The organism is Parachryseolinea silvisoli (assembly GCF_021190955.1).
GTDB classification, from domain to species: Bacteria; Bacteroidota; Bacteroidia; order Cytophagales; family Cyclobacteriaceae; genus Ohtaekwangia; species Ohtaekwangia silvisoli.
This window is the reverse complement of record NZ_JAIOAO010000007.1, coordinates 107,621-125,448: the sequence shown is the minus strand read 5'-3', so window position 1 is coordinate 125,448 and position 17,828 is coordinate 107,621. Positions and strand designations below refer to the sequence as shown.

Annotated in this window: 12 protein-coding genes; 2 read left to right on the top strand and 10 right to left on the bottom strand. The window is 52.4% G+C overall.

The window, feature by feature from the left end; genetic code table 11:
• Positions 1–31: 31 nt before the first annotated feature.
• From K7P01_RS29570 to dinB, 8 genes are all read right to left on the bottom strand, one after another.
• The gene (locus tag K7P01_RS29570; RefSeq protein WP_267298207.1) at positions 32–1,207 is read right to left on the bottom strand and encodes a hypothetical protein; all 1,176 of its coding nucleotides are present in this window, start codon (positions 1,205–1,207) and stop codon (positions 32–34) included.
• Positions 1,208–1,377: 170 nt separating this feature from the next.
• Positions 1,378–2,721, bottom strand: a complete 1,344-nt coding sequence (locus tag K7P01_RS29565; protein ID WP_267298206.1) for an MFS transporter — start codon at positions 2,719–2,721, stop codon at positions 1,378–1,380.
• Positions 2,722–2,787: 66 nt separating this feature from the next.
• Entirely contained in the window at positions 2,788–5,196 is a 2,409-nt protein-coding gene (locus K7P01_RS29560; protein ID WP_267298205.1) for a glycoside hydrolase family 31 protein, read from the bottom strand.
• A gap of 247 nt (positions 5,197–5,443) precedes the next feature.
• Positions 5,444–6,490, bottom strand: coding sequence for a LacI family DNA-binding transcriptional regulator (locus K7P01_RS29555; RefSeq protein ID WP_267298204.1), 1,047 nt, complete (start codon positions 6,488–6,490; stop codon positions 5,444–5,446).
• Positions 6,491–6,610: 120 nt separating this feature from the next.
• Complete coding sequence (locus K7P01_RS29550; RefSeq protein ID WP_267298203.1) at positions 6,611–9,652, bottom strand: DNA polymerase III subunit alpha; 3,042 nt, start codon at positions 9,650–9,652, stop codon at positions 6,611–6,613.
• 1 nt (position 9,653) lies between these two features.
• The gene (gene recQ, locus K7P01_RS29545) at positions 9,654–11,789 is read right to left on the bottom strand and encodes a DNA helicase RecQ (RefSeq protein WP_267298202.1); all 2,136 of its coding nucleotides are present in this window, start codon (positions 11,787–11,789) and stop codon (positions 9,654–9,656) included.
• Positions 11,790–11,837: 48 nt separating this feature from the next.
• The gene (locus K7P01_RS29540; protein WP_267298201.1) at positions 11,838–12,377 is read right to left on the bottom strand and encodes a 2'-5' RNA ligase family protein; all 540 of its coding nucleotides are present in this window, start codon (positions 12,375–12,377) and stop codon (positions 11,838–11,840) included.
• Positions 12,378–12,394: 17 nt separating this feature from the next.
• Entirely contained in the window at positions 12,395–13,582 is a 1,188-nt protein-coding gene (gene dinB, locus K7P01_RS29535; RefSeq protein WP_267298200.1) for a DNA polymerase IV, read from the bottom strand.
• A gap of 318 nt (positions 13,583–13,900) precedes the next feature.
• Between dinB and K7P01_RS29530 the strand changes: the two genes are divergently transcribed.
• Positions 13,901–14,686, top strand: coding sequence for an XRE family transcriptional regulator (locus tag K7P01_RS29530; RefSeq protein WP_267298199.1), 786 nt, complete (start codon positions 13,901–13,903; stop codon positions 14,684–14,686).
• Positions 14,687–14,807: 121 nt separating this feature from the next.
• On the opposite strand, the gene K7P01_RS29525 is transcribed toward K7P01_RS29530, so the two are convergent.
• A complete protein-coding gene (locus tag K7P01_RS29525; RefSeq protein WP_267298198.1) occupies positions 14,808–15,215 on the bottom strand; it encodes a winged helix-turn-helix transcriptional regulator in 408 nt (135 codons plus the stop codon).
• Between the two features lie 131 nt (positions 15,216–15,346).
• Here K7P01_RS29525 and K7P01_RS29520 point away from each other — a divergent pair, with 131 nt between their 5' ends.
• On the top strand, positions 15,347–16,357 hold the full coding sequence (locus K7P01_RS29520; RefSeq protein ID WP_267298197.1) for an NADP-dependent oxidoreductase: 1,011 nt from the start codon (positions 15,347–15,349) through the stop codon (positions 16,355–16,357).
• Positions 16,358–16,432: 75 nt separating this feature from the next.
• Here the strand turns inward: K7P01_RS29520 and K7P01_RS29515 are convergent, their stop codons facing one another.
• Positions 16,433–17,794 carry a phospholipase D-like domain-containing protein gene (locus tag K7P01_RS29515; protein ID WP_267298196.1) on the bottom strand — a complete coding sequence of 454 codons (1,362 nt, stop codon included), beginning with the start codon at positions 17,792–17,794 and terminating at the stop codon, positions 16,433–16,435.
• Positions 17,795–17,828 lie beyond the last annotated feature (34 nt).

Sequence of the window (17,828 nt, the reverse complement as noted above, 5' to 3'; positions counted from 1 at the left end):
CCAGGCAAAGGACTATACGCCAGTGACAGCGTTAGTAATTCTGATAGAATCCCTTAATGGCCGGGATCAGTTGATTATAGATCGGCTTGGTGAACTCCAGGAACAGGTCCTGGGCCACCGGCGGTTGTTGCTCGCGTTGTTTGGTGAGGGCAATCTGCTGGCTCGTCAGGGCGCGGTCGTCGCCGTTAAAGCGTGCCCACTGGCTTACCCACACATACTCACCGTTGAACTTCCGGTGTGCCAACACACCGTTGGTCTTGCCGTCCATCACAACCATGCTGAGCAGCCCCGAGGAAACAATCTCCTTGCGGTAGGTCGTGTATTTGGCCTTCACTGTGTTATACACAGGCACGGTCTTGCCCGCCACTTTGGCCTCTCCGACTTTCACGCTGTCTTTGGAGAAAGTCTCTTCCTTCTCCTTCATATTCGAATTGCCTACCGAGAAGTCGTCGAACTGTACACGCACGATCTGGTCAATGCGCTTCAGGCGAATCGTCTTCATCTCCTCGGGAGTATAGAAGCGGATAAAGGTTTGTTCTGTATAGTTGGAGCGTACAAACTCCTCAACCTTGTCCTGGAAGAAACCACCACTCAGGTTGTAACGCGCCGGCACCGGGATTTGCTCCAGCACCACGATCAGCGTCGCTTCCTCTTTGGCTTTGTCGAGGTACTCCACCACGTCCTTGTAGCCTGGCACAAAACTCTGGGCATCCGCAAAGCTGTAATACGCCTTCTTCGCTTCGTTTCGGTTACCCTTCATGAGGGCGTCTATGCCAGCGTTGTAGCTCTCTTCCGCAGCCTTTTCTTTTAGGGGGCCAATCTCCGAATAGACGTTCACCGGGTTCTTGACAGCCTTCATACAACCGGGGCACGCACGGATGGCCTCGTACATCTGGTTGATAGAGTTGTAATACTGGATGGAGTTCTTCCACTTAAAGGCCGCATTCGAGGCGATCTCGTTTTTGGCCTGCGTCTGGAATTGCTCGACCGCCAGCGGGTAGGCATTCTTCAGCGCGTCGAGCGTCTTGGAGTGATCAGGGTTGCCGCGCAACTTGTTCACAGCCTTCATTACGGCGCCGTAATAGTCGCCGCGCTCGTACGACTTCTTGGCAGAGCCGCAAGACGAGAGATAAACAAGCGCGATAAAGAGAAGAATGAACCTGCCTACCGTCAGGCAGGCGTGAAAACGTAAACGTCCGGTTTGCATAAAATGGTAGGTATAAGAGAGGTCAGTCAAATAATAGACCAAAGTTAATCAGCCGGGCACGAAAAAGTAAACAGGTGTACCACGTCGGTCATACGGAGATATGTAATTTTTGACCCGGAAAAACACCTTTTAGATCGCTTTAGCGGGGATGAACCGCTGCATGCATACTTTTATGCGGGCAGATGCGCACGATCCTCAGAGTCGTCAATAAATCGCGCAGAGACCGCACCCAGCAGCATGAAGACGCCCGCCGTCACCAACGCGTAGATGGCCTGCGAGGCATACAGGTATTTCACCACCGGGCCGCCGATAACGCCATTAACGATTTGGGGCAGTGTAATGAAGAAGTTGAAGATGCCCATGTAGAGCCCCATCTTATGCGCCGGCAGCGCACCACCCAGGATGGCATACGGCATCGCCAGAATGCTGGCCCACGCAATACCGACCCCCACCATGGATATTACCAGCCATGCAGGATCGTGAATGAAATAGATGGAAATAAGCCCCAGACCACCCGCCATCAGGGAGACCGCGTGCGTGGTGCGACGGCCCAGCTTAAACGCCAGGTAGGGCAGGAGCAAAGCATATACGGCCGACACACCATTGTAAATACCAAACAATGAGCTTACCCAGTTGCCCGCACGTTGGTACGCTACCGACGATGTGTCGCTGGCGGCCAGCCCATACACGTGTGTCGCAATGGCTGGTGTACTAAATACCCACATGGAGAATAGCGCAAACCAGGAGAAGAATTGTACTAGGCCGAGCTGCCGCATCGTGCGCGGCATCGCGGCAAAATCGGCGGCAATCTGGCGTAGGCCGTGGCCCTGTCCCTCGGCGGTGTCGTGATGTTGATACGGTGACTCCCGCGTCGTGAATACAGTCCACAAAATGGCCGACAAAAACACGGCGCCGCCAATGTAAAATGAAAGTGAAAGATAAAATGGCACCTCACCCTTGGGCAGTGCTTCATCAAACCCAAGAAACGACGAAAGAATAGACGGCAGGAACGATCCAATCACCGCACCTATGCCGATGAGGCAGGTCTGAATGGAAAAACCAAGCGTACGTTGGTCGGAAGGCAGCAAGTCGGCTACCAACGCGCGGAACGGCTCCATGGCCACATTAAAGGAAGCATCCATGATCATTAGAATGCCTGCCGCAGCGTAGAGGGTTGGTAATGCATGCACCAGTATATCGGCATTTGGCATAAACAACATCGCTACCGATGCCGCTACCGCACCGGCCAGGAAGTACGGACGGCGGCGTCCCAGCCGCGTCCAGGTACGGTCGGAATAATAACCAATGATGGGCTGCACGATCATGCCCGTCAACGGCGCCGCCAGCCAGAACCACGACAGGTGCTCCACATCGGCGCCGAAGATGCCGAGGATGCGGGAAGCATTGCCATTCTGCAAGGCAAAACCAAATTGGATACCAAAAAAACCAAAGCTCATGTTCCAGATCTGCCAGAACGACAAACGGGGTTTGGAAGGGGGGGCGGTAGGTTGCATCAGGCGAAGTTCAAACGATTGAATCCACGAATGTGTCGAAAAACGAAGAGACTATCAAGCCGCGTATTACCACTGGACCACGATCTCGCCGGCGGTATAGGCGATCTCCGCGCTGTACACTGCCTCCTGAGGGGCCGGTTCAGGATCGAAGAACGGGTCGAACTTCTCCAACGCCGCCAGGAACTGGCTCACGTCGGGATGGATCACCACCGGGTCGCCCTGGACCAACGCCTCTGTCGGATGCTCATCCAATCCGTGCCACACAATCTTGAGCTTCTTCACCGGCGAAACGTATGTGCCCTCCGTAGTGCCCACCACCAGCTTGCGCGCCGCGGCGTAGTACGCCAGTTGTCGCCGGGCATATATACCGGATTGGTATTCGAACGTCGCGCCGTCGTCTTCGTAGTAAACAAACGTCGAGTTCTGCTTGCCGGTGTAGAGGTGCAGAATCAGCAGCTCGCTCACCACCTGCGTATTAGGCGCGGCAGGTTTCAGCGGAAGAAGTGCCCCCGCCTTCACAAACACCGGCAGCCGGTGTACCGGACACTCGGTAATCACTTCCGCGTGCCCCGTGTGTTTATGGCCGGTATAAAGCGTATACCAATCGCCTTCTGGCAAATACACTTTGATAAATTCTTTCGTGCTTTCAGCCGGCGCAATCAGCAGCGATGGCCCCAGGAGGTATTGATTGTGAAACTGGCCGTCGTACACCTTCCGGTCGTGGGTATAGTCAATCGCCAGCGAGCGCTGCACCGGCATGCCCGTTTCGCTGGCTTCGTGAAAGAGCGAATACAAATAGGGCAGGAGTTGGTAACGCAACTTAATATAATTGCGCGAGATCTGTTCCACCTCTTCACCGTAGGCCCACGGTTCGGAGTCACGGCTGTTGATCATCGAGTGGCCGCGGAAGAACGGAGAGAAAGTACCGATCGATACCCAGCGTGCAAACAGCTTCGAGTTGGCATCGCCCACAAAGCCACCGACATCGTATCCCGCAAAGGCGATCCCCGACAGCCCCATGCTGTTCACGAGTCGCACCCCCAAAAGCATGTGCTCGTCGTACGCCACATTGTCGCCCGTCCAGACGGCCGCATAGCGCTGCACGCCCGAGTAGCCCGACCGGGTCAGGTTAAACGGCCGCCGTCCCCCCAGCAGGGCCTTGGTACCTTCGTACGTACTGCGGGCCATCAGGAAGCCGTATAAGTTTCGGCCGCGGCGCATCGTTGCTTGCTGACCTTCAAAATCCATCGTCATCAGCTCGGGCAACATCTGGCCCCAGGTGGCGATTTCGTTCATGTCGTTCCAGAAGCCATCGATCCCCAATGCCACATATTCCTTGAACTGCTCTTGCCACCAGGTGCGCGCCCGCGGGTTGGAGAAGTCCGGGAAGTGACACCACCCCGGCCATACCTGCCCGGTGTATGGCGTGCCGTCGGGGTATTGAATAAAGATATTCTCCCGCATGCCTGCGTCGTACGTGGCATAACCCTCTTCAACCTTGATACCCGGGTCGCACATCACGACCACGTGAAAGCCCATGTCGCGCAGCTGTGTCAGCAGGATCGCGGGGTCTGCGAAGTCGCGGTTGTTCCAGGTAAAGATCTTATACTGGTCCATGTAGTGAATGTCGAACACGATCGTATCCGCCGGAATATCCTTTTCGCGAAATGTTCGTGCCAGGTTCAATACTTCTTTATCGGGATAATAACTATAGCGGCATTGCTGATAACCAATACTCCACAGCGGCGGCATCTCCATTCGGCCCGTCAGGTGCGTATACTGGCGAATGATTTCGGCGACAGAGCTTCCGTGAATGAAATAATAATTCATCTCACCGGCGTCGGCATAAAAGCTTGCAAAGCGATCGTTCGACGCACCAAAGTTGAAGAACGACTTAAAGCTGTTATCGAAGAAAATACCATAGGCCACACCGTTGTGTACGCCGATGTAAAAAGGAATAGAGCAATATAGCGGATCCTGCCCGGGTGAATAAGCAAAGCTATCCGTCGCCCAGTTCTGATACCCTTGCCCTTTGCGGTCGAGTGGTCCCGTCTTTTCGCCCAGGCCGATAAAGCGCTCACCCGCCTGTATCTTCTTGTACGTGGTAACTTGTTCCCCGTTCCAGCTGGTGCCAAAGGCGGCATCGTCCTCATTGATCGGTTGTCCCTGCAGAGTATAAAAACTAAAGCGCACTGGCGCCGTACTGATCTTCAACACAAAAGCATTTGTGCGCAATTCCAAAAAACCTGATAGCTCCGTCAGGGTAGGAGCGCCTTGTGGTGAAGCGACAACAGCATATGAAAAATCTTCAAACGCTTCGTCGCGCGTTACACTGATGCGCGCAATGTGGTCGTTGTAGCACTGCACACGGAATGCACCGTAACTGGTTTCTCCCTGAACGCCGGCAGCCTCACGCTGCCACGAAGTAATATTTCCCAAGCTCTGATTGAGCGTACGATTGATCTTAAGGGTCATGTGTTTGTGGCGATTACATATCAAGTAACAAGAATTCAAGCCATTAAACCTACGCTAGTGGCGCACTAAAAAACAGAAATCGATTGCGGTAACTGGTTAGCCGCAATCCCGCAACCGGCTGAAATGGCATAAAAAAGCAGACTCACAGCCCGCCACCACCACACTTGATCCTCCTGGTATCGATGAGCCGCAATAAAAAAAGCCGCCCTTTCAGGCGGCTTCCCTAAACTTCAAAAACTCAAAAGACTTATTTCTTCTTGCCCGACTTCAGCGAAGAATCCCGCACGATCAAACGTGTCTTGAGAATCTTCGTCTCCGGTGTAGGATCAATATGTTCTTTCGACTTCACCTCGATCTGACGGATCAGCAGCTTCGCTGCTTCCTGACCCATTTCAAAACCAGGTTGGTCGACTGATGTCAGCGGCGGATCCATCAGGGAGCTAAAGAACCAGTTGCTGAAACCTACCACCGCAATGTCTTGCGGTATTTTCAGACCGGCTTCTTTGATAGTCTGCATGGCACCCATCGCAGCGGGGTCGTTCGTAGCAAAGATCGCATCCGGTGGATTCGCCATCTTCAACAGCTTCTCAGCCGCAGCTTTACCCTCTTCAATGGTACCTTGCGGGCAGCTTACGATCAGATCCTCGTGTACGGGCAGGTTGTGCTCGGCCAACGCTTCACGGAAGCCTTGCAGACGCTGCTTGGTAATGTCAAGGTTTGGAGGTCCTTCTAAGTGCGCAATGCGCTTGCAGCCTTGCTCGATCAGGTGCAGGGTAGCCTCTTTGGCGCCGCTCAAGTCGTCCACGATCACTTTGCTGGAATTAGCGGAGTCGTATACGCGGTCAAAGAACACCATCGGCACACCTTTCGCCATCATAGCGTCAATGTGCTCGAAGCTGTTTGTCTCGCGCGACAGCGAGATCAGCATACCGTCTACACGGCTGTTGAACAACGCCTTGATGTCGGTCTTCTCACGCTGCAGTGACTCGTTTGACTGGGTGATGATGATGTTGTACCCGGCGCTATAGGCCACATCTTCAATACCGCTAATGACGGTCGAGAAGAAAAAGTGAACAATCTCTGGGATGACGACCCCGAGTGTATTGGTCTTACTTTGGCGCAGGCTTAGCGCGACTATGTTGGGTTGATAATTCAGTTTCTCGGCCAGCTCGTTGACAGCTTTTTTCGTCTCCGGGCTAATGTCCGGGTGATCTTTCAACGCCCTGGAAACAGTCGAAGGAGATATGCCCAGCTCGCGGGCAATGTCCTTAATGGTAACCTGATTGTACTTCATACCACAAGTTTAAAAACTCTTCGGGGATTCTCCGCAACGTTTGCGCAACTTTATTTATAAAATCGCAAACGAATGCGATTCCGATTCCGGCTACGGTTTCGTGCGTTTTGTAGATAATTTTCAGTACCTTCCCGCTATTCCGACCGGCAATTCCGGCAACTCCGCCCGTTTATCAATCATTGGTATCTTCTCAAATCCATGCACCTCAATCATCGGTGCCCCAAAATCTTCCACCACCTTTCCCTCGATGTAATAAAACCCCCGCCCGCGAAACGGAAACTGCTTCGCTACAATTGGGAAATGCACCGTGTCAAACACCTCGCCATATCGGTCATAAAACGTCCCGAAGTACATCATCTCATGCTTCTGCGTCCAGGCAGTCTTCGTCGTCACAACATACCCTAAAATCGACGCCCGCTTCCCAACACAATCAACAAGCTCCCGTGCCGCAGTATCTGCCACATGCCCACCCGAAACCAATTGAAACGGATCACACAAGGGGAACCCCAACAGCTCGATCTCATCAAACGCATCCTCCTGTGCGTTCCGCTGCAGCGTGGGCAGCGGATACTCTTTCGGCGCCGTATCAAACAAGGTCTGCATCCCCGCCGGTTGCTTCGTCCGCGACTGCCCGAAAAACAACATTGCCTCCCACAACAGCTGCGGTTTAGTCTTACCCGTGAACCGAAACGCGCCCATCCGGATCAACACCCGCACTTGCTCCAACCCCAGCGGCAGACGTCGTAAGAAATTATCCAGGCTGGTATACGCGCCCTGGCGCGCCCGTTCGACGGAGATCTCCCGCGCAATCCTTTCCTCCAGGCTCTTGACATGCACAAACCCGATGTATAGCGCACGCCCTTCAATTGTCGTCAGGTATTCACTATGGTTCACGCAAGGGGGCGAGATTTGCCCGCCCAGCATACGCGCCTCATGAAAATAAAATTCGGTCTTATAGAAGCCCCCAAAGTTATTAATGACCCCGACCATAAACTCCAGCGGGTAATGCGCCTTGAGGAAAAGACTTTGATAGCTCTCCACCGCATAACTCGCCGAGTGTCCCTTTGCAAACGAATAGCCCGAGAAGCTCTCAATCTCATACCACACCCGCTTGATCACCGCCTCGTCATACCCTTGAGCGCGACAGGATGTATAGAATCTGTCGGCTACACGCTGAAATTCTTCACGCGAACGATACTTCCCCGACATACCCCGCCGCAGCACATCGGCTTCCGTCAGCGTAAGCTTCGCGAAGTGGTGCGCCACCTTGATCACGTCCTCCTGGTAGATCATCACCCCAAACGTATCACGCATTAACTCATCCATCATCGGGTGAATTGACGCATACGACTCACCACGCCGCGCCGCGTGAAAACGTTCCAGGTAGGTGCGCATCATCCCCGAGCTGGCAACTCCCGGCCGGATGATCGAGCTGGCGGCTACCAACGTCAAGTAATCATCGCAGCGCAGCTTGCCCAGCAGCATCCGCATAGCAGGCGACTCAACGTAAAAGCAACCCATCGTCCGCCCGGTACGCATCAGGTCTTTGATACCTTCGTCCTGCGTAAAGGCCTCGAATTGGTGAATGTCCACGTGCTCGCCCTGGTTGCGTTTGACGTGCCGCACGGTTTCTTTGAGATGGCCCAGACCACGCTGGCTGAGAATGTCGAACTTAAAGATGCCGAAGTCTTCCGCGTTGTGCATTTCGAAATGCGACACGGGCAGCCCTTTCGGCGGGAACTCGAGCGTTGTAAACCGGTAGATCGGCTCTTCGGTGATTAGCACGCCGCCCGCGTGAATCGACATGTTCGAAGGCAAGTCCTTCATGCGCTCGGCATACCGCAAGATCAGCGGCGCAATGTCCTCGCGATCGGGTATATATTCACTGCTGTCCGCCAGTGCTTCAATCTCGTCCTTCGGCAAGCCAAAGACCTTGCCCAGCTCCCGCAACAGCGATCGCCGCTGATAGGTCACGTGCGTGCCCAGTAAGCAGACGTGCTGCTCGCCATAGAGGTCAAAGAGATGCTGGTAAATCTCGTCACGGTTGTCCCACGAAAAATCCAGGTCGAAGTCCGGTGGCGACGAGCGCTCTTCGTTCAGGAACCGCTCAAAGTAAAGATCGAGTTTGATCGGATCGACATTGGTAATTCCTAAACAATACGCCACCACGCTGTTCGCGCCACTGCCGCGACCTACATAATCATAGCCGCGTTGTGTCGCGTATTGGGTCAGCTCGTAGGCAATCAGGTAATACGAAGCGAAGGCCTTTTTATTAATAATGTCGAGCTCTTTCTCGATCCGCGTACGTACAACAGCCTTGTCCGTATGCGCATACCGCCGTGTAAATCCCTTCCAGGTCTCTTCGGTCAGGTACGCGAGATCGGCGGCCCGACTGCCGCGCACGTGTTTTTTATTCTGATCACCGCCGGGCAGCAAATCGAGCGAGCATTGCGCCATCACGGTTTCGGCATTCGCGACCAGCTCCGGAAAGCGCGCATACCGCTGCTGTAGTTCCGACGGCGGCAACATAATCTCGTCGGGTTGAGCTTCCTGTGATTTAGGCAGCTTGCTCAGCAATGTATTGTTGGCCATCGCCCGTAGCAAGCGATGCATGTTAAAGTCGGTCTTGCTGGCAAACGTCACCGGGTGTAGCGCAACAAACCGATCTCTATACTCGTGGTACGATGTATACAACGTCAGTGGACCCAGATCCTGCGGGCGTACCCCGATATATTCATGTGGCCGCAACACCTCCGGCGCGCAACGCCCAAGGGGATATATAATGACTACCTGATCAAATACCGGTGCTCGATCCGGCAACGCCTTGTGCTCCCGGTTGTATCGGGACAGGAACCGGTTGAGCTCTTCAAAACCTGCGTTATTCCGGGCGATGGCGATATAGAGTAGCGCATTATCGTCTCCGCGACATTCCACGCCGACGGCAACATCCAGCACATAGGACTCTTTCCCATACAGCGTTAACCCATCGACACCAGGCCGATGCTCATGACACAGGCGCAGCATCTCCAGATACGAAGCCGTATTGTTGATCTCCGTCAGTATCAGCTTGTGAACACCACATCGCCGCGCTTCGTCAAACAGCTTCTGTACCGTCAACGTGCCGTATCGAAAACTAAAAGCCGTGTGACAATTAAGATACATGCTAGGAACGTCCGCTCTGCGCGGCGACTACCATGCGTATCTCGCGGTAGCTGTAGGCATCACCCAGAATGTCTTTGATAGGCGTCAGCATCAGGCCACCGCTCTGCGTGATCGCCGCCCGAATAGTCGGAAGCCTGGTAACGTCTACTAATGATTCGACAGGTATCCGTCTTTGCTGTACATAAAACGCGAGGTGGCCTTCAATGGTGACGGGACTCAATTCACGCGTTGCGGCAATAGCCTCAATGGAATAGCCCTTATTGAATAGCTCCAGCGTCTGCTGTTTCGTGTCGTTGTCGCGGTCGGTCGCGTCCTTGCGCTTTGGCTTACGGGTCTTGAGGTGTATGCGTGAGGTAAGGCCCTGCCGTGCACAAAACGAGGTAATGATCTCGCCAAACGTGTCCGCATAGCGCTCCAGCTTTTGCTGACCAAAACCTGAGATACGACTGAACTCTTCGCGGCCATGTGGCAGATAGGAGGCAAGCTCTTGCAACGTCGCATCCGACAGAACAATATAGGCCGGTACATTGTCAGCCGCAGCCAGTTGACGACGCAAGTCTTTCAACTGCTGGAACAAGGACGTATCGTACGCGGGCGCAGCCTCTTCTACCGCAGCGGATTCACGCTCGGCCGGCCGTGCCAATGCCTTCCGTAGCAATACCGTACTCGCGCGTCGCAGTACGTCGTCACTGCGGTCGGTGAGTTGCAGGAGAGGGTATTGCCCTTCCGCCTTAGCCAGGTAGCCCTGGTCGATCAGCTCCCGAATGACATCCTGCCAATCATCTTTACTCACATCCGCACCGATGCCGTACGTCGGCAGCTTCTTATGAAACTCTTGAATACGGGCAGCCTGCGAGCCCCGCAGAAAGTCGATGACATACCCGGCGCCAAAGCGCCCTTGCAGCCGGGTTACCGCAGACAGCACTTTTTTGGAGAGAATGGTAGCGTCTACCAGCTCATGCTCCGCCAGGCAGATATCACAATTTCCGCAATGCTGCGGCGCGGTCTCGTCAAAATATTGCAGCAGATACCGGCGCCGACAAGAGCGCAGATCACCATACTCCGCCATCTGTTCAAGCTTGCGGAAGGCAATCTCGGTTTGTGCCTCATTGCCGGGCACCTGGGCCAACCGTTTGATCTTGATCACATCGCCGTACGAGAAGAACAATAATGCTTCACTGTCCAGACCATCGCGACCGGCCCGGCCCGTTTCCTGGTAATACCCTTCAACGCTTTTGGGCAGGTCCATGTGTACCACAAAGCGCACATTCGACTTGTCGATTCCCATACCAAACGCAATCGTCGCGACGATGATCTTGACCTCATCCCGCAGGAATAAATCCTGGTGTTTACTCCGTAGTGTGCGGTCCAGCCCGGCGTGGTAGGGCAGGGCATCAAAACCTTCCCGTGTCAGAAAGGCGGCAACTTCTTCGGTGCTACTCCGCGACATGCAATAGATTACCCCCGAGTCGTCGCGCCGCGAACGGAGAAACTCGACCAGTCGCTCGCCGCTTTGGCGTTTGGGCTCCACCGTATACCGGATGTTAGCGCGGTTAAAGCTCGACACAAACATCGCCGGGTCGCGCAACGAAAGCTTGTCGACAATATCTTTTCGCGTCTGGCGATCGGCCGTAGCCGTCAACGCAATCACAGGCACTTTCGGCAACAGCGTGCGCAGCTGCGCGAGGTTGAGATAGTCCGGCCGAAAGTCATGACCCCAATGCGAAATACAGTGAGCCTCGTCGATAGCCAGTAAACTAACGTTGTAGCGCGGCAGCTCTTTCAGGAACGTGCTTTCCGGCGCCAGGTATAATAGCTTGAGCGTGCCCGCACGGGCGGTGTCGACGACTGCGCTTTGCTCGGCCGGTGATTGTGTCGAGTTAAGGAAGGCGGCGTGCACACCGTTCAGGCGCAACGCATCCACCTGGTTTTTCATGAGGGCAATGAGGGGAGAAATGACAACGGTCAGGCCAGGAAAACACAACGCAGGTACCTGGTAACACAACGATTTGCCCCCGCCCGTCGGCATCAGCACAAGTGTGTCGCGCTGCGCCAGGACGGCGTGGACAATGGCTTCCTGTTCCAACCGAAAGGACGAGTAGCCGAAATGTTTTTGGAGAATCTGTAACGGGTTCATGAGCATAAAGGTAACGAATTAGAAAAAAATGAGCGTGTATGATGGCTGTTAGTCTTCACCGAGCATAATGTCGCGATAATGCATCCAATGTCCATCGCCGCGGGCCAACACGGTGATCCGGTCACACAGGAAATGTTGACTGTAGGGCAGGTCTTCCAGGTGCGGCCAGCATTTGTCGAAATCCTGTAGTGACAGCATCGGCGCAATGGTGATGTGGGGTGTATAATGTGAATCTTCACGCACCAGCTTTTCGAAGATATCGCGTATGGGATACTTATTGATGACGTCGAGATAAATAGTCCGGTAATGCTTACCGTGGTGGAATGCCGCCAGATTCTTTACAAAAATGTTGAAAGGCGTCATATAGACGGCTTTCGCCTCTACGTACCGGATGATGTCCTCCAGATGCTCATCTTTATACTTAAACAAAGAAATGTGAGCCGTCGAATACCGGCCTGGAAACGGATGCCCGAGGAGGTAATGTACATCGTCTTTTAATACAAAGACGTCGCTGCGAATGTGCGGCGGGGGAGAGATAATGAACGATAATTCTTTTACAATAGAACCGGTTTTTGTCGTGAGTTTCATATCGCTTCGTCGTTTAATTACTTTCCTTTGAACATGTTCATTTCCATGCGCACCCGGCGGCTGACGTCGAGGGTCGTCGCCCGGATCAGCTTCTCCGCACCGTGTTTGTGTTTGATGAAGTCAATCGCCTCGTATAGATTAACCGAGGCCGCTGTGTCGTTGAACAGGTCGATCTGATGGCTACCATGCAGCAGGCCACTCAGCCGTACGCCCACCAGGCGGATCAGCATGCGTCGGTTATACAGTTTGTCAAACAGTGCCGTCACAGTCTGCAGCAACAGGTGGTCAGAGGCCGTATAGGGAATTTTTATTTGTTTGGTTTCCGTGTCGAAGTTGGTATAACGAATCTTGACCGTGACACACGAGGTAAGCTTGCTCTGGTCACGTAACTGGAAGGCTACCTTCTCGACCATGGCAATCAGAATGGACTTGAGCTTGGCCGTGTCCATGGTGTCCGCATCGAACGTCGATTCCGTAGAGATCGACTTCGCCTCGCTATGAGGCACGATAGGGGAGTCGTCAATACCATGGGCCTTGTTCCAGAGTGAAACACCGTTCTTACCAAACGCGCTGATCAGAAAATTCATCGGCATCTCGCGCAGGGTCGCCACCGTGCGTACGCCCATATCATATAAGAAGCTCGCGGTCTGTTTGCCGATCATGGGAATCTTCTCCACACCCAGCGGCGCCAGAAATTCCTTTTCTGTACCCGCCGGGATCTGCTTTTGTGCATTCGGCTTAAACTCTGCCGTGGCGATCTTGGAAATGAGCTTATTCACCGACAAGCCTAACGAGATAGGTAAGCCGCTCTCCTTAATAATGTGCTTACGCAGCTCGACCGCCCATTTAAAGGCGCCGAAATAGCGGTCCATGCCGCTGGCGTCTATATAGAATTCGTCGATGGACGCCTTTTCAAACAGCGGAGCCTTTTCGGCGATAATCTCTGTAACGATATGCGAGTGCTGGCTGTAGGCCTCCATATCGCCGGAAATGACCCGGGCGTCGGGACAGAGTTGCAGGGCCAGGTACATGGGCATGGCGGAATGCACACCAAACCGGCGCGCCTCATAACTGCAGGCGGCCACGACCCCGCGACGGCTGCTCCCGCCGACGATCAGGGGCAGCCCTTTCAGCGACGGGTTCTTCTTACATTCTACCGCCACGAAAAAAGCGTCCAGGTCAAAGTGGATGATGTTGCGATCCATGATTCGAAGTAACTAAAAATATTAGTTTTATTTTTGTTTGTGAACTAATTTTTTTAGCTTTGTTCCATCATTGTAGGAAACAAACAGAATACGCTGATTTTGCCATCTTGTAGATATTCTTTTTTCTAACAGTGACTACGTTGTGGTGACGTGAAACATCATAAAACCTTCCTCCATCGGCGACGCCGGTGGGGGAGGTTTTTGTTAACCCGTTGTGAATGTCAATGATATCGTGTAAAATCGATCTATAAAATGAACGTCCTGTACGTCTTATACACTTTCTCACCCCAACGGTATATACTTACCCCCTAGATTACTATGGCAACTGTAAATCAGAATCTGAAGTTCTTACGCGCTGAAAAAGGGTTGACGCAAAAACAGCTCGCGGAAAAACTCGGCCTCAAACAAGCTACCATCGGTGCTTATGAAGAGGAACGTGCCACCCCGCCGCTGCCCGCCCTGCTCGACTTCACGCGCATCTTCCAGGTAAGCCTTGACGCCCTCGTCAGCCAGGACCTCAGCAAGATCCCCGAAAAAGAACGCAAGAACCTGCGCCCCGGCCGCGGCAAAGAAGTCCTCGCCATTACCGTAGATAGCACCAGTAAAGAAAACGTCGAGCTCGTCATGCAAAAAGCATCCGCCGGCTACCTCAACGGCTACCAGGACCCCGAGTTCGTTCGTGATTTGCCCAAGATCAACCTCCCCGTCCTGAACCGCAACCGCACCTACCGTGCCTTCGAAATCCAGGGAGACTCCATGCTCCCCATTCAACCCGGCAGCATCATTTTCGGCGAACACGTCGAGGACGTCTCCACCATCAAAAACGGCAAGCTCTATATATTAGTCACGAACCAGGAAGGCATCGTCTTTAAACGTGTCTTTAACTTCAACGACGAGGAAGGCAAAGTCCTGCTGGTATCAGACAACCGCCAGTACGCGCCATATGCTGTGGCGTCCACGGATGTCCTGGAGCTTTGGGCGGCAAAGGGGTTTTATTCGAGTCAGTTTCCAGAGGGGCCTAGCGATAATGTGGCGCTTTCGGATCAGCTGGCGTTGCAGTTGGTGAGGTTGCAGGGTGAGGGGGGGAAGAAGAAGAAGGTGTAGGCGGATATAATGCTGAATAGGCAGTGATGCTTCGATTCCGCTCACCCCGACATATTAAATTGAATTAAAAGCCATCAAATTTTACATTTAGATGGCTTTTTTGTGGGCAGGCGTCATACTACTAGCCTTCCAACTCCTTCGTCATGGCTTTAATAAACCTTGGCTTGTCATTTTTTACTTTTTTCAACATCGCTTTCCTGTCATCCGGTATAGTTAAATATTTTTCAGCCCATAAATTGATTTCAATCATTATAGGAAGCAGGTCTATTCCCTTTCGAGTCAATCTATATAACACTTTTGCTTTACTATCCGGGTGTTCTAGTTTTTCAATGATTTTGTTTTCTTCCAGCGTCAGCAACCTGGAAGCTAAAATATTAGTGGCAATTCCTTCCGCCGACTTTAGGAAATCACCGTAGGTACATTCTTTTGCGAACATCAGGTCTCTGACAATCAACAGGGACCATTTATCTCCCCAAATATCAAGAGAGCAACTAACAGGGCAATTTGACCTCTTTTTGACCTTATTCATAAAATAGCTTAAAAATCACTTGCAATATACAAGTTAATAGTAGCTTTGTACTTGCAATATGCAAGTGTATCTACAAACAATACGAAATTGTTGCAACAAAATTCTGCACGATAAATAAAATAAAAAATATCATGAAGGCATTTATTGTTAATCGCTATGGCAAAAAGGAGAAATTGCAGCTGGCGGAAATAGCAGAACCTGTTGTAAAAGAAACTGAAATTTTGGTTCAGATCCATTCAGCAGGTGTGAATCTGTTGGACTCCAAGATCAGAAATGGTGAATTCAAAATGATTTTGCCTTACAAACCGCCATTTGTGTTGGGGCACGATGTGGCGGGAGTTGTCACGAAAGTTGGTTCAAATGTCAGCAAGTTCAAAGTGGGCGATGAGGTTTACGCAAGACCGGCAGATCATCGAATCGGAGCTTTTGCAGAATTCATTTCTATCAATGAAAATGATGTTGCCATCAAACCAAAAAAACTCACGATGGACGAAGCGGCTTCCATACCTTTGGTGGGGCTAACCGTATGGCAAGCGCTAATTGAAAAAGCGAATCTGAAGAAAGGTCAAAAAGTATTTATTCAGGCTGGCTCAGGAGGTGTAGGAACTTTTGCAATTCAACTGGCAAAACATTTAGGAGCTACTGTAGCGACAACAACCAGTGCTACCAACATTGACCTGGTGAAAAGTCTCGGTGCCGATGTTGTGATCGATTATAAAAAAGATAACTTCGAGACCATGTTGAACGGTTATGACGTGGTGTTGAATAGTCAAGACCAGAAGACGCTCGAAAAATCGCTGCAAGTGCTAAAACCTGGTGGAAAACTCATCTCTATCTCAGGGCCACCGGATATTGAGTTTGCAAAGAAGATAAAAGCTCCCTGGTACGTCCAATTGATCATGAAACTCTTAAGCTCCGGGGTGAAGAAAAAAGCTAAACGGCTTAACGTAGGCTTTTCCTTTCTTTTCATGAGAGCACAAGGAAGACAATTGAGCAAAATTACTTCTCTTATCGATTTGGGCGTCATACGCCCCGTTATAGATAAGGTATTTCCATTCGAAGCTACCAATGAGGCTATAGCTTATGTAGAAAGCGGGCGTGCAAAAGGTAAGGTTGTCATCAAGATCGTAAAAGGCTCCTAAAGACCTCGAATCTTGTTCCATCATTACACCTTTCCGTTTCACTCTGTCAAGAGGAGCAGTGAATAACAATTTTCCTCACCCCACATATTTGCCAGGATCGAGTTCGAAAGCGAGCCCCTTCCAGGCATGATCGCCGGCTTCGTACTTTCTACGGTTCGCTCGGGCGATCTTTCGGAATAGATGGAGAGCGTCACGATCATTAATCCCGGACGTATCCTGGTCGAGGTGTTCACGCAAAAGGTCACAACGGAAGGTGCGAACGGTATTGGGTTCAGAGAAGGCGACGTTCATCTCACTATTTCCGAAGAGTGAAAAACGGTGAAGGTTGCACGAGCCGACTGTAGCCCATTCATCGTCAATTAACATGAGCTTGGCATGGACATAGATTGGTTTGCGACGACCATCCGCGCCGATGCCTGCAATACCCGCCAGCATGAAGCCCTCGAAAGTCCCAAGCGCTGCCCGAGCTTTGAGAAACGCTTGCCGCGCTGGCGGAATCAGCGAACCGACGTCCGGTTCAGCAGGCATCAGCAAAACCACGTCCACGCCTCGCTTGAGTGCCCGATGAAGGCAATCCACGATTTCAGGCACATCAACATACTGGTTTTCCATATAAATTGACCGGCGTGCGGCATTGATGGCCGCACAATATTGATCGAAATTTGATTGCTCACCCGAAGCGATATTGTATGATATTCCTTCAGGCGCTGCCTGTCCGTCGAAATAGCGTCCCGGATGGATAGTTCGTTGTATTTGCACGACTGCACTACCGCGCGCAGTGGGAACCTGGGCTGGAAACTGTAGCCTGGCTTCGCTCCCCATTCCCCAACGACCATGCTCCGCCAATCGCTCGCTTGCTTCGTTCCAGCGTTGCACAAAATTGTGGTGAACGTCGACCACCGAGGGGCCCGCTAGTTCTACGTAAACGTCGTGATTGTGCCCTTCACCCCTATGACCGGGTGTGACCATGGAATGGGGATTGAGATTGATCCCCCCGACAAAGGCCGTTTCATTTTCGGCGCCGGCATCAATGATCCAGCTTTTCTGATGCTGGCAGAAACCTGGGTGAGCGCAGTCCCACCGGATTTTTACGCCAGATCGGCGCGCGTTGAGTAGATCAATATGAATCTTAGATCCCCAGAACGCGTTGCGCCGGAGCCATTCGGTCTTGGCGTCCGGCCGCCAAAAAATGACCCGCACATCGATGCCACGTGTAGCAGCGCGATCAAGAACATCGAATGTTCCACCACGACCGTCCGGCATCTCAAAGTCTGCCCACATGAAAGTCACCGTCACCCAGACGCTCTTTTGAGCCGCTTCAATTGTCTCGCAGATACGCCGGAACGCCGGTTCGCCGTCAATTAACGGTCGCACCAAATTCCCAGGACGAATCGGATAGGAAGCTGATGGCACGAATGGAATAACGTCGTTCGTCATCGGCACAATTTGCCTGATTTTTTTCGAATCAGGA